Raw genomic sequence first — 12,873 nt, forward strand, 5'->3', positions numbered from 1 at the left:
CAACATGTTGTTCAACATTGGTATAAAGAATTGTTTGAGAACATACTATTGTGTGAAAAATCTTTAGGGGGATAAAGAATGATGAAATCATGTGTGCTGTTTTTTGAAGAAATTGACCGTTCCAGTCTGCCGTTAGTGGGTGGGAAAGGGGCAAACCTTGGAGAATTAAGCAAAGCTGGGTTTCTCGTGCCGGGAGGTTTCTGTGTTACGACATCTGCATATAAGGAATTTATCCAAACAAGTCCTGAAATGGAGCAATTACTGAACCAGTTGAATCAATTGGATATAAATGATTTAAATAGCTTACGTATGCTCGGGGAGAAAATTAGATGTCATATACAAGGACTTGCAATACCTAAAGAAGTAGAAAAGGAAATCATTTTAGCATGGGAAAAAGTTGGGCAAGACCACTTCTATGCTGTCCGCTCAAGCGCAACGGCAGAAGATCTTCCAACTGCCTCTTTTGCTGGGCAACAGGATACTCATCTTAACATCCTTGGACAAGGACAACTTCTCGACCATATCAGGAAATGCTGGGCCTCTCTTTTTACAGACAGAGCTATTGCCTATCGAGTGAAAAATAATTTTGATCATGAGCATGTTTATTTATCAGTTGTCGTGCAACGAATGATTAAACCTGATATATCAGGAATTATGTTTACAGCTGATCCTATTACTGGAAATAGAAATGTGGTCTCAATTGACGCAAGTTTTGGGTTAGGTGAAGCAATTGTTTCAGGAATTGTATCTGCAGATTTATATAAAGTAAAATCGGGAGAAATAATTAGTAAAAGTATATCAGAAAAGAAAAAAGCGATAATTCCCCTTGTTCAAGGTGGTACTGAGACGAAGGAGTTACCTATAGAGAAGCAAAAGCAGCAAGCTTTATCTGATCAAATAATTATAGAAGCAGCTGAACTTGGTAAGAAAATTGAAAACCATTACGGTTCTCCTCAAGATATTGAGTTTTGTATAGTAGATGAAGAAATTTTTATTGTTCAAAGTCGTCCAATTACATCCTTGTATCCACTACCTGATCTCCCACAGCAGCCTTTACGTGTATTATTATCCTTTGGCCATGTACAAATGATGACAGATGCGATGAAACCGTTAGGAATATCTGTTTTAAGAACGATATTCCCAAAGTCGTTTTTTGAGGAATCGGGTGGCAGACTTTTTATCAATCCAACACTTTTTCTACAAACAAAATTAGGAAGAAAAATATTCCCTAAGGCATTAAATAGCATGGATGAATCGATTAGTCGAGCAGTAGAAGAATTTATACATCGACCTGATTTTATGAAAAGTCCTGTTATGAAAAAGTCGATAAGACCATTATTGAAACACCTTCGTCCAATCATTAAGGAAGTTCTTCTAAAAATATTTATACATGATCCGAGTTTAGCTAGAGGTCATGTAGAAGATGTCATGGACAGAGTAGTTAAAATTGTTCGAGATGATCTACACCATAAATCGGGAGTTATTCGTTTAGAGGCTGTTAAAAACAATTTGGAACAGCTAATAGGTCATGTTTCTAAAATTATGGCGAATCCGATGACATTGATGATTACAGCAAGAGTTCTACAAAAAAAGTTATACCAAATGACCGGAAGTGATTATGAATTTAACCAATTAACAAAATCATTGCCTGGGAATATCATGAGTGAAATGGGTCATGAGATGGGGGATTTAGCTGATTTAATTCGGGATTTACCAGAGGTAGAGAAGTATTTAAAATCAGCACAAGACGATAGTTTTTATGAAGGTTTATTAATGGTTAAGGGTGGTAAATCCTTTTTGCAATCCTTTGAAGCATTTATTGATAAGTACGGGATGCGATGCCCAGGAGAAATTGATATTACAAGGCCTCGATGGAGAGAGAATCCAACTCTCATAACATCAACGATTCTAGGAAATAAGCAAAACTTAAAGCCAAATGATCATAGAGAAAAGTTCAAGCAAGGATTAAAAGAGGTGGACGAAGCAAAGAGAAGAGTTTTACAACAGGTTGGTAATAGGGGGCTTAACAAAATTAAGCAAAAGTATATGTCTCGTCTAATAGACGTTTACCGTTATATGAGTGGTTTAAGGGAACATCATAAACATTTAGTTACAATAGTATTAGATGAATGTAAGCAAGCTTTACTGATAGAAGCAAATGAGATGGTGAATAAAAGAATACTTAAGAAGCAAGAAGATATCTACTTTTTAACTTTAGATGAAATAATAGAGATTGCCAATGGAACGTTCGAGTATAATGTTGCTATTTTCATCAAAGAACGTAAAGAGCAATATGCATGGCATCTAACTTTAAATCAGCCAAGAGTCATGACGAGTGAGGGTGAGATTATAACTGGAACTATTAGAAATGGAAACTTCCCAGAAGGAGCTCTTATTGGTAGCCCTGTATCAGGAGGTGTAGTTGAAGGGAGGGCACGTGTTGTTTATAAGCCTGAAGAAGCGAATTTGAATGAGGGTGAAATATTAATTGCAAACTATACTGATCCTGGATGGACCCCATTATTTCAAACTGCTAAAGCATTAGTAACTGAAGTTGGTGGATTAATGACTCATGGGTCAGTTGTTGCTCGAGAATATGGGCTTCCGGCTGTAGTTGGTGTGGAAGATGCGACCATAAAAATCAAGGATGGACAGTTGATTCGCCTCAATGGAGACGAAGGCTATGTGGAGATTTTAAACGATGAAACAAAGTAATCGCATTTTAATTTTCTCGGGCATTTTGGCAGCCGGGGTGGCGAACATGATGATGCAAACGGTGGTCGCCACCATCTTGCCTCAAGTTATTCAAGAGCTAGGAGACGGACATTTGTATGGATGGGTGTTTAGTGGATACCTGCTTCTCTCAACCATCACCATCCCGCTATTTGCAAAGATGGCCGATCTCTTTGGATACAAACGTATTTTTCTTATTGGTATATCAGTTTTTTTAATCGGTACCTTATTATGTGGCCTAGCTCCGTCTCTTCCGTTTTTGGTAATCGCAAGACTAATTCAAGGAATCGGAGCAGGGGCATTAGGGCCGGTGTCCATCGCTTTTATTAGTCTCTTATTTCCAAGTGAAAACAGAGGTAAAGCACTAAGTGCTTATGCAGCGATCCAGTTACTTGCCAATCTGATTGGTCCGATTGCCGGCCGCTATGTCTCATCTGCTTTTGGCTGGTCATATGCGTTCTTTATGGTTATTCCCTTTGCATTTGTGGCTTTATTGATTCTTCTTTGTTCCAAATTAGACAAAAAAGAAAAACAGGCTACTACATGGAAAGAAATAAATTACCTAGGTGCTCTTCTATTAGGAACCTCCATTGCCTTGTTCATTCAGGGCTGGTCAATCTTTGAAAACTCTGGATGGAGAATTAGTGTAATAGCCATGATGGTAGGATGCCTTTGTCTAATATTGTTGTTCATCCGTCAGGACAGGCGACACCCGGAGGCTATTTTGCCACAGCAATTGATAAAAATAAAAAATGTTTTCCTTGCCAATATAAGCGCCTTTATATTGGGTACGATCAACTATGGTGCGATTGCCATTTTTCCACTATTATCCGTCGCTTTATTTGAAGGAACGGAGAACAGCTCGCGTCTACTGTTGCCACTAATGATTGGGCTAAGTATTGGTGTCATCCTCTCGGGTAGGATGATGCAAAAGCATTCCTATAAAAAGTTAGCGGTAAGAGGATGGCTTCTTACTTCTGTTGCCCTTTTTTCTATCAGCATTTTAATTTTTGCTGGTATTGGAGTGAATTTCATATATTTTTTTGCTTTCCTGACGGGATTTGGAATTGGCAGTGTCATGCCGACCTTCATGCTTCCTGCTCAAAATGCAGTGTCTGACAACTATCAGGCGACGGTTGGTGGAATGATCCAGCTCAGCAGGAATATAGGTGGAGCAGCTGGTATCCCCATTCTGACAAGTCTTATGGCAATTGCTGAATCTTGGGGTGCAGGAATGCAAAAGTTTGGATTTCTTTTTCTCGTCCTCTTTTTCTTTGGTTTAATGGGGATTGTAATTGGAAAAAGATATGAAGGGAAGAATGCAGATAAGTTTCAGTAAAGTCATAAAAATATATCTCTAATTCAAGTCTTCGGCAACCTGGCGTATTTCACTAAGAGATGCGTCTGTATTTATGATTTGGGCCATATTGTGGAATAAGGAATAACAAGTTATTTGATTTATTAAATGTATGGTCTGTAAGTTGGAAGGATCTTTTGTAACAAGGTATTCAAACAAAATACTATAACAATAAAAAATTAAAAATGCTCTATTGATAGAAAATATATAAATGTTTTGATAAATAATGTAATATATTGGTGTAATGTATAAATATTGCAATTTAAATTACATTGGAGTTGTATTATATGAAATCATTAAAGAGGAATATAGTATACATAATCTTTTCTTCACTTCTATTATTTATACTTATATCTGGTTGTTCAAATCAACAAGTGTCTGAGAGCACAGAAAGCAGTCAACGGATTACTAATGATGAAGAGTTAGAGACAGTTCAAAATTTAAAATCTGAACATATTAAACCTATCGAATTGGAAAGTTCGGACTATAGTGATCTAGAATTTTTAAAAGAAATTTTAGAAGACAAGAGAGTGGTAATGCTAGGGGAAAGTTCACATGGAGTGGCTGAATATAATCAAATAAAAGGAAGGTTAATCCAATTTTTACATGAAGAATTAGGTTACAATGTAGTAGCATTTGAAAGCGGTTTGACAGAGGTTGGTAGTACAAATGAGATATTGGCTGAGATTGATACAATTACCGCTTTGAAGAATTCCCTTTTCCAACCTTGGCATACAACTAAAAATAATATTTTATTTAATTATTTTAAACAGGAGAAATCTACGAATCAACCTATTAACATTGCTGGATTTGATATGCAGGCAATGGGAGGATTAGAGGGGAAATCGCTTTACCAACTAGTTGAGGGTATTGATCTAGAGTATGCAAAGGCAATCAAAGTAGCAGAAAAGGAGTTTTATAATTTAACTGTGAAAGAAACTATTAATAAGATACCTGAAGATTGGAACGAAAAAGCTAAAGGGTTAGTTGATCAATATAATAATATGTTAAGTGAATTAAACAATGAAAATTCTCTTCTAAGTCGATCATTTGACGAAAATGTAATTCAATTGCTAAGAAAAAGTTTCGAGCAAAGGATATACTCACTCTCAAATATTTTCAATAATGAAGAGTATCATACAAGCATGACTGGTTTCAACCTGAGAGATAAAACAATGTCGGAAAATTTAGTATGGCTGCTCGAAGAAATGTATCCGAATGAAAAGTTTGTTGTGTGGGCACATAATGCTCATATTATGAAGTATAGGTCAAAGGTAAAAACTGCTGATAATTACCCTAGCCCTATATTTGTTTCTTTTGTTGAGAATTTACCAGAATCGATTAAAGAGGACTCCTATATAATAGGACTATATATGTATAGTGGGAAAAATAAAGGTAACGATCAAGAAGTTATGGATGTAAGCACTGATCATAAAACACATTCGATAGAAAATTTCCTTAATCAACCAGGATTTCCTGCATCATTTATAAATATTGATATAGACGATGATACAGAGAATAAATATTGGTGGAATTCTGAAATAACAAGTAAGTATTGGGGAGTTACTGAGGAAACATTTATACCTAGTGAACAATACGATGGTCTTATTCAGATAGACAAAGTTAATCCTCCGATATATTTTCCTTGATATGAAATCAATAGTAAATAGCTGTTAACATTCCGAGATTGTTAGAAAGAACAATATGAATCTATTATAGGAGATTCCTAAAATGAAAAAGAAAATGAACTATTTAATCTTACTTTTAACGTTCATCTTTATGGTTGGTTGTAACAACTTAGAAGATGGATCCATTACAGATGCAAAAACAGACCCACAAGAAGTAACCACAGTTGAAACAAATAAAAATAGCGAAAAAGAAGAAACTATAACGGTTATTGATGAACAAGTAGTAGAGGAAACACCAACCCAACTAAATAATGAACTGTTCTCAGGATACAAACTTATTGAAGTTGATGGTGGTGATCTGTCTGGATATCGTGAACCTAACGTCGTAGTTGACATTGGTTACGGTGACCGTAAATATTGGGCATTTACTAATGAATACGGGCAACTAGTACGTATCATTGCTGACGAAATCATTATACAAGATGACGGTAACGAACCTGTATTATCGACTGGCAGATACTATTCTGATGAGGCAAAGGTTCCTGGCGTCGAAAGTCACGTTTTAGATGAAGGACATATAATTGCTGATTCTCTCGGAGGGGTATCGAATGCTTACAATATTACCCCACAAGATAGTACACTCAACCGACATGGTGATCAAGCTTATATGGAAGACGTGATCCGTAGCGCAGGTGGAGCTACTAATTTTGAAGCAATTATCATATATCCTAATACGGAAACGCAGATTCCTTCAAGTTATCAGTACACCTATACTTTAATGGGTAACGAGATTGTTAATACATTTGACAATGTGAACCCTGATGAAGTAAACTCATCACTCGGTTTAACAGGCAGTGAGCCTTCCGATTCAACTAGTTCAAACACAAACGGTGATATTTCTAGTGTTGATACAAACGGTAATGGACAGGTGACGATTAAAGAAGCAAAAGCTGCAGGTTTCAGTATGCCAATAACGAGTGATCATTGGTTATACTCCTATATGCACGATGCTGATAAGGACGGTATGGTAGGTGAGTAAGCCCCTAGAACTTTGAGGAAAAATAAATGAACAATGGAGTATTTTGCTCGTTGGACGATTCATAACAATTTGCGAATTGGTGTTTGTACAGGAACAATTGAGTCATCTAAATTTATATGGTGAGGATAAAATTATTATTCACTAACAGAAGTTTTTAGTTCAATAACTACCTTCAACTATCTGGTGCCTTAATGAAATAAGGATCACAAAAATGATCAAACGTTATTCCAAACCAAAATATAAAACTATGAAAAAATAGGCATATATGGTATAATTAAGGTATTAGTGTAAATTCAATTTTTTCATTTTTGACTTTCGCTCTTTTGCGAAACCCCTACTTAAAAGTAGGGGTTTTTTGTTTTCTATTAACTTTTTCCTCACTAAAAATATACATTTAATAGAATTGGTATTGAAATCTAAAAATTAGTTGTATATAATTACCTTATATTTATTTTCATCTGAAAGCTGTTATGCTACTCCACTTAATTGTGAGCAGGTAGGAACTCGGCACATCCGAACTGAAAGCTGTTATGCTACTCCACTTAACTGTGAGCAGGTAGGAACTCGGCACATCCACTTTTGAAAGCTATTATGCTACCCCACATAACTGTGAGCAGGTAGGAACTTTGGCACATCCAATTCTTGAAAGCTGTTATGCTATCCCACATTAACAAGTGAGCAGGTAGGAACTCGGCACATCTCTTAAGTACTCTTATACTATCCCGTATTTTGTAATGATAGAAAAAGAGAATTAGTAGCAACACACAAGGGTTATTCACTATGGGTAAAACATGCATTTTTGCATGACTAAAATATAAAGAACGCACAAAGCGTAGCTAAAATAACCATTTAGGTTTTTATTAGCTGCGCTTTTTTGCGTAATCCAAAAGACGTATGGGGTTTAACTCTATACGTCTTTTTTTATTTTCAAAAAACCTAAATAAAAAGGAGAATGGTCGAAAATGAAAAAAGTAATGGAATTTACACAAGAGCAAAAAGTATTAATATGGAACGTAAAAGTTCAACCCAAAAACGGAACACCTGATGATGCTAAGATTTTCGTTGAAATCTGTGAAACCTACGGATTAAATCCATTGTTAGGGGACATCGTATTTCAACGATATGAATCAAAAATGGGACCTGTAGTTAACTACATTACTACAAGAGATGGGTATTTAAAAGCAGCAATGCGTGATTCAGAATATGTGAGGGTCATATCAGCTGTTGTTAAAGAAGGAGATCATTTTAAGTTTGATGTCGTTGATGGTTCTGTTAAACATGAGTTTGGGACTAAAAGAGGAAATATTCTAGGAGCATGGGCTATAGCCGAGCATAAAACACGTGGTCGTTTATCTGTGTTTGTTGACTTTGATGAGTATTTTAGAGCTAACGCTAAAAGCCAAAATGGTAGAAGTCCTATATGGGACTCTATGCCGTCGGCCATGATCCAAAAAGTAGCTGAAACTTTTGTCCTTCGTCGCCAGTTCCCGCTAACTGGTATTACAACAGAAGAAGAGATGGGTACAAATGAGTTTATTGAAGATGTAGCTGAAACTCCTGTTCAACCGCAATCTCAACCTCAATCAAAAGTTGTGCAAAAACAAAATAAAGATGTAATCAATATTTCAACTAAACAAGATACAAAAGAAAAGACCAATTCTAAGGCTAAAAATAAGCCTAAGAATGAGGAAGAGCCAAAAGAGGAGACAAAAACAAAAACAAACCCACCAAAAACAGAAAGTAAAGAAGTGAATACTGAATCAACTAAGCCTGAACTACAGGTTGAACAAGAACCTGCTAAAACTCAGGAGGATGCTACTGAAGCGCAAGAAACACAGAAACCTGAACCAGCTCCACCAACACCAAAGAATGATGATCCGTTTGCTAATAAGCAAGAAAGTACACCAACACCAAAGAACGATGATCCATTTGCTGATAAGCAAGATGATGTTTCTAGTAAAAAGACATCAGCAGAAGGAAGTAATCTATATCGACTACAACGTGTTGAAATTGGTGTTACACCTGCAACGAATGTACCTTACGCTAAGTTGTTCTTAAGTGGTGAAAATGGACAAGTGTTGGTTCTAGCAAGAGGTCAAGAAAAAGTGGACCTTGCTGATCAAGTAGTAGAAGGTCAGTTATTAAAAGTTGATTATGTATCTGAAAACAGCTATAACTTCTTACAATCAATTGAGGTGGCTTAATATGTGTTTACCTTCCATTTTAGAGATTGCCGATCGTGCTGGATTACAGTGCGATCATCGATCTCGTCATAAAACTGAAGTAATGTACGATTGTCCTTTTTGTAATCATCGTTCAGGTAAGTTTAAGTTATCTCTTAATCAAAGAGATAATGTTTTCAAATGCTGGCTATGTGGTGAGCGTGGTGGCGTATTACAGTTTGAATCACAAGTATTCCAAATTTCTTATGATGAAGTGAAGAAGAAATACTTTAAGAACCGTACGTATCACCAAGCAGAAATGCTATCTCCAAAACAGCTTAAAAAAATTAACTGGGACGATGTAAAAAGAAGGCAACGTGAAGAATTTAAACGTTCATTAGATCAAGTTTTAGAAGATTGGAAGGCACATGAATATAACCAAAAGGTACTTGCTTATGCAAAAATCCTCATATCAATCCATTTAGAAGGTGAGATAAGGGAACAGATTTTTGTAAACATCTATGAGCAAGGTGAAAAGGAAGGTATTAAAGACTTATTCAATATCGTGTTTAATGAGTATTTCAACGATCAGAAATCTGATTGGGCTGAAGAAGGCACTCAATTAGCACGAGCTGCATGGAAAACAGCTTTAATCGCAAATGACAATAATCATATTGTTTATTTGTTAATGCTGTTCTATCAAACTAAAAGTAAAAACAATTCAGTTTCATTGAAACAAGCCAAATAATACTAAAGGAATAGGTGATCGATATGATGAATAGAGTAATTCTTGTTGGTAGATTAACTAAAGATCCAGAGTTGCGTTATACCCCAAGTGGTGTAGCTGTTGCAACCTTTACGTTAGCTGTAAACAGAATGTTTACAAATCAGCAAGGTGAACGTCAAGCAGATTTCATTAATTGTGTTGTGTGGCGTAAGCCCGCTGAAAATGTCGCTAACTACTTGAAGAAGGGTAGTATAGCTGGAGTAGATGGACGTGTTCAAACACGAAACTACGAAGGACAAGACGGTAAACGTGTTTATGTAACAGAAATAGTTTCTGAGAGTGTGCAATTTCTAGATACTCGTCCAGGTAACGAACAGCGATCTACAAGCAATAATCAGCAAAGTAACCAAGGTGGATACGGACAAAATCAGAATGAGCGCAGTAATGGGAATCAAGGGTCTACACGAGTAAATGACAATCCATTTCCAAATGGTGGACAACCATTAGATATATCTGATGATGATCTACCATTCTAAAAATAATTAAAGAAATCCTACAACAACCCTAAAGGGGAAATTACTTCCCCTTATTATGGGGAATTGAAAGGATGATTCGAATTGGCGGTTATGACTTATTCATTCAGCCGATTGAATTTATATTTTAAATGCCCGTTTAAATTTTACAAGCGCTATATCGAGAAAGAAACAGAACCAGTGACTGAACCATTAGCTTTAGGAAAAGCGGTTCATACTGCAATTGAGCTGAAAATGAAAGGGAAAACGCAAGAGGATGCTTTATTAGAAGCGTATCGTGATGCTGATATCCCTATTAATGAGGAAGAGTATCAAAAATTAGTAAAAGCTGCGCCTGTTTTCGAAGGTGAGGGTACTACAAATGATGTCGAAGTAGAGAAGTATTTCAAAGTACCTCTCTATCATGGTGGTCCAGAACTACAAGGATACATTGATGTAGTGAGAAATACGTTTGGAATGTTGTCTTTTGTAGACTGGAAAACCAATCGTAAAAAGTATCATCCATTAAATAACATGCAATTGCCTTTGTACGCTTGGGCTTTATCGAAACTTTACAACGTTGAGACCGTTCATGGTACGTTGTTTTTTTTGCGTTATAAAAGAAAACCTGACATGTCTCAAACGTTTACGAGAGCGGAGATGAATAAAGGGAAAGATTGGGCAATTAAGTTAGCTGATGAGATTGAGAATAAGTTATTTATTCTTGATTTAGACGCAGAAAAAGGCTTAGAACTTTTTCCTGACACACCTTCAGCTGAATGCACATATTGTCCCTTTGCCTTGGAATGTTACAGAAAATCATTAAAAGAGAAAAATATTAGTTAACTAAAAATTGAGAGGAGATTATTGATATGACAGATATAAAAATCAAGACAATGGAAGATGCAGTAGCATTAGCAATAGAAATCGGAAGAACAGAAGCTGCATTGAAGCAAATGAAAGAGCAATTAAAAGCTTTTGCGAAAAATAACGGTACAGTAAACACAGGTGAAGTCTTGTGGGATTTTCAACCTTCGGTATCGTGGAAGATCGCACCAGAATCACTAAGAAAACTCACTTTGGACTTAGCAATTGAAGGAGTAGATCCATGGGAACTCCTACAAATTTCAAAGAAAAACCTTGATGGCTTAGGTTGGAGTGAGGATGTGCTTGAACAATACGGACAGAAAAGTGTAAAAAAGACGTTTAGATCCGTCAAAGCATCACCACAAACTATAGCTGGATAAGATCAATTAACGTTTTACTAAACGATAATTGCTAATTGATAATAAGAATGCCTTCCCCTCCGGCACAAAAACGAGGTGGCACACACAAAATGCCACTTCGGGCAGGAGTGTGTGAAGGAGCCATTATGCAAATTATTATTAATCATGAAATGGAAAAAAGTGTTGGGGTATTTGTGAAATGTAAAAAATACCTGGAGAACAATATCGAAAAAGGCGGACAAAGTGCTTTTGTATCACAGCTACTTCTCAGTGCAAACGAAGCTGGAGATATGGAATTGTTGAAAAAGTTCGATTTACGAACAATTCGAGAAATTCTAGCAGATCGTCGTCAAAAGATGTTAGAAGGCATGGAAAGTACAAACAAAAATGATCAAGAAGAGATACTCAGAATTAGCTAGAGTGTCTTTTCTTTTTGAAGGGGAGTTTTGATATGAAAGCTGGTAAAGCATCAAAATTATATAGAAAAATCGTAACTGCAGAATCAGACTATAAGGCTTATCAAATTGCAGAGAAAATGACAGATAGTGAAGTGAGAGAGGTCATGAAAATAATGATTATCAATAAATCGAAAATTGGACAAGAAGCAATTTAAAGGGGAGATTACCATGAAAATTGACTCAGAAAGGACAGAGAAACATCATGCTGTTCAATCTAAATTAAAGCCAAAGGTAGAGCTAGTGTTAGAAAAGTTTCAAAAGCAACTAGCTGAAGGTAATGCGGAAGTGCTATGGACAAAGCACGAAAAACAAAGAGAATTATTTCGTTCATTCAGTCGAAGAAGTGTGTTAGAAGCGATTCAAAATGGATGGGTAATTGAAGCCTATAATAATAATGATCGTTCCATGTCTGTATTGATCATATATTTTCTAAAAACAACATCTGGAAACTATAGACCAATGCACGTATATGTTAATATAAGTAAGAATGTTTGTAACGTGATAACAGTCTATGACCCACGCTCTGGGGAGCATATGTGGAGTGATAATTATCAAAAAAGGGTTTTGTATGCTAAAGGAGTCGAGTAGTTTGTTAGCACACAATATGAAGGAAAACGGACTAAAGAAAACGAATCCTTTACTAACAAAAGGAGGATGTACGATGAAGATTGAATTATCTAAAAAAGATTTGCGCACTGCTCAATTAAAGGCGTCAATATGGACAGGTGGTAATCTTGATAAGTTTGTTTCAGAAGCAATTAATACTCACGAAGTTGATGATAAAGCACCTAAAGCAACATTGGAGCTATACATTCAACGTGGCGAAAATACTGAGACAGTTGTTGTCAAAAATGTACCACATAAGGTAAAAGAAGAGGTTTCTAATGTTGAGCCAATAGAAAACGTGATACTGAGTGCCGCGATAGAGGAGATTCTTGAAGAAGATTTTCAAGAATTACCAAAGGAAATTGAATTCGTGGATCTTGTGAAGTAATTAAAAGTTAAAAACAAGCAAACTTCTAATAAGAGGT

General features: G+C 36.1%; 13 protein-coding genes. All 13 read left to right on the forward strand.

Annotated elements, in window-relative coordinates:
• The first annotated feature begins 78 nt into the window (after window positions 1-78).
• Window positions 79-2,715 (forward strand): phosphoenolpyruvate synthase, encoded by a 2,637-nt coding sequence (locus tag SLH52_RS21130; RefSeq protein ID WP_320211179.1) that lies wholly within the window; start codon window positions 79-81, stop codon window positions 2,713-2,715.
• Complete coding sequence (locus SLH52_RS21135; RefSeq protein ID WP_320211180.1) at window positions 2,702-4,072, forward strand: MFS transporter; 1,371 nt, start codon at window positions 2,702-2,704, stop codon at window positions 4,070-4,072. Before SLH52_RS21130 ends, SLH52_RS21135 begins: the two co-directional genes overlap by 14 nt.
• Window positions 4,073-4,377: 305 nt before the next feature.
• Entirely contained in the window at window positions 4,378-5,739 is a 1,362-nt protein-coding gene (locus SLH52_RS21140) for an erythromycin esterase family protein (RefSeq protein ID WP_320211181.1), read from the forward strand.
• Window positions 5,740-5,821: 82 nt separating this feature from the next.
• Window positions 5,822-6,757: a DNA/RNA non-specific endonuclease gene (locus SLH52_RS21145; RefSeq protein WP_320211182.1), complete on the forward strand. Its 936-nt coding sequence runs from the start codon at window positions 5,822-5,824 to the stop codon at window positions 6,755-6,757.
• Window positions 6,758-7,719: 962 nt separating this feature from the next.
• The gene (locus SLH52_RS21150) at window positions 7,720-8,961 is read left to right on the forward strand and encodes a RecT family recombinase (RefSeq protein ID WP_320211183.1); all 1,242 of its coding nucleotides are present in this window, start codon (window positions 7,720-7,722) and stop codon (window positions 8,959-8,961) included.
• A 1-nt stretch (window position 8,962) separates the two neighbouring features.
• On the forward strand, window positions 8,963-9,667 hold the full coding sequence (locus SLH52_RS21155; protein WP_320211184.1) for a CHC2 zinc finger domain-containing protein: 705 nt from the start codon (window positions 8,963-8,965) through the stop codon (window positions 9,665-9,667).
• 23 nt (window positions 9,668-9,690) lie between these two features.
• A complete protein-coding gene (ssb, locus tag SLH52_RS21160) occupies window positions 9,691-10,182 on the forward strand; it encodes a single-stranded DNA-binding protein (protein WP_320211185.1) in 492 nt (163 codons plus the stop codon).
• Window positions 10,183-10,272: 90 nt separating this feature from the next.
• Window positions 10,273-11,004: a PD-(D/E)XK nuclease family protein gene (locus SLH52_RS21165; protein WP_320211217.1), complete on the forward strand. Its 732-nt coding sequence runs from the start codon at window positions 10,273-10,275 to the stop codon at window positions 11,002-11,004.
• A 26-nt stretch (window positions 11,005-11,030) separates the two neighbouring features.
• The gene (locus tag SLH52_RS21170) at window positions 11,031-11,405 is read left to right on the forward strand and encodes a hypothetical protein (protein ID WP_320211186.1); all 375 of its coding nucleotides are present in this window, start codon (window positions 11,031-11,033) and stop codon (window positions 11,403-11,405) included.
• Between the two features lie 89 nt (window positions 11,406-11,494).
• Complete coding sequence (locus SLH52_RS21175; RefSeq protein ID WP_320211187.1) at window positions 11,495-11,803, forward strand: hypothetical protein; 309 nt, start codon at window positions 11,495-11,497, stop codon at window positions 11,801-11,803.
• Window positions 11,804-11,835: 32 nt separating this feature from the next.
• Window positions 11,836-11,997 (forward strand): hypothetical protein, encoded by a 162-nt coding sequence (locus tag SLH52_RS21180; RefSeq protein WP_320211188.1) that lies wholly within the window; start codon window positions 11,836-11,838, stop codon window positions 11,995-11,997.
• A gap of 13 nt (window positions 11,998-12,010) precedes the next feature.
• Window positions 12,011-12,430: a DUF4258 domain-containing protein gene (locus SLH52_RS21185; RefSeq protein ID WP_320211189.1), complete on the forward strand. Its 420-nt coding sequence runs from the start codon at window positions 12,011-12,013 to the stop codon at window positions 12,428-12,430.
• A gap of 73 nt (window positions 12,431-12,503) precedes the next feature.
• Window positions 12,504-12,836 (forward strand): hypothetical protein, encoded by a 333-nt coding sequence (locus tag SLH52_RS21190; RefSeq protein WP_320211190.1) that lies wholly within the window; start codon window positions 12,504-12,506, stop codon window positions 12,834-12,836.
• The last annotated feature ends 37 nt before the right edge of the window (window positions 12,837-12,873 follow it).

The organism is Cytobacillus sp. IB215665 (assembly GCF_033963835.1).
Taxonomy (GTDB): domain Bacteria; phylum Bacillota; class Bacilli; order Bacillales; family SM2101; genus Nanhaiella.

Bases quoted from the DNA above. Each gene is read 5' to 3' on its own strand.
- SLH52_RS21150 (WP_320211183.1), top strand. From the start codon at position 7,720: ATGAAAAAAGTAATGGAATTTACACAAGAGCAAAAAGTATTAATATGG.
- SLH52_RS21190 (WP_320211190.1), top strand. From the start codon at position 12,504: ATGAAGATTGAATTATCTAAAAAAGATTTGCGCACTGCTCAATTAAAG.
- SLH52_RS21140 (WP_320211181.1), top strand. From the start codon at position 4,378: ATGAAATCATTAAAGAGGAATATAGTATACATAATCTTTTCTTCACTT.
- SLH52_RS21130 (WP_320211179.1), top strand. From the start codon at position 79: ATGATGAAATCATGTGTGCTGTTTTTTGAAGAAATTGACCGTTCCAGT.
- ssb (WP_320211185.1), top strand. From the start codon at position 9,691: ATGATGAATAGAGTAATTCTTGTTGGTAGATTAACTAAAGATCCAGAG.
- SLH52_RS21170 (WP_320211186.1), top strand. From the start codon at position 11,031: ATGACAGATATAAAAATCAAGACAATGGAAGATGCAGTAGCATTAGCA.
- SLH52_RS21180 (WP_320211188.1), top strand. From the start codon at position 11,836: ATGAAAGCTGGTAAAGCATCAAAATTATATAGAAAAATCGTAACTGCA.
- SLH52_RS21155 (WP_320211184.1), top strand. From the start codon at position 8,963: ATGTGTTTACCTTCCATTTTAGAGATTGCCGATCGTGCTGGATTACAG.
- SLH52_RS21145 (WP_320211182.1), top strand. From the start codon at position 5,822: ATGAAAAAGAAAATGAACTATTTAATCTTACTTTTAACGTTCATCTTT.
- SLH52_RS21135 (WP_320211180.1), top strand. From the start codon at position 2,702: ATGAAACAAAGTAATCGCATTTTAATTTTCTCGGGCATTTTGGCAGCC.
- SLH52_RS21185 (WP_320211189.1), top strand. From the start codon at position 12,011: ATGAAAATTGACTCAGAAAGGACAGAGAAACATCATGCTGTTCAATCT.
- SLH52_RS21175 (WP_320211187.1), top strand. From the start codon at position 11,495: ATGCCACTTCGGGCAGGAGTGTGTGAAGGAGCCATTATGCAAATTATT.
- SLH52_RS21165 (WP_320211217.1), top strand. From the start codon at position 10,273: ATGACTTATTCATTCAGCCGATTGAATTTATATTTTAAATGCCCGTTT.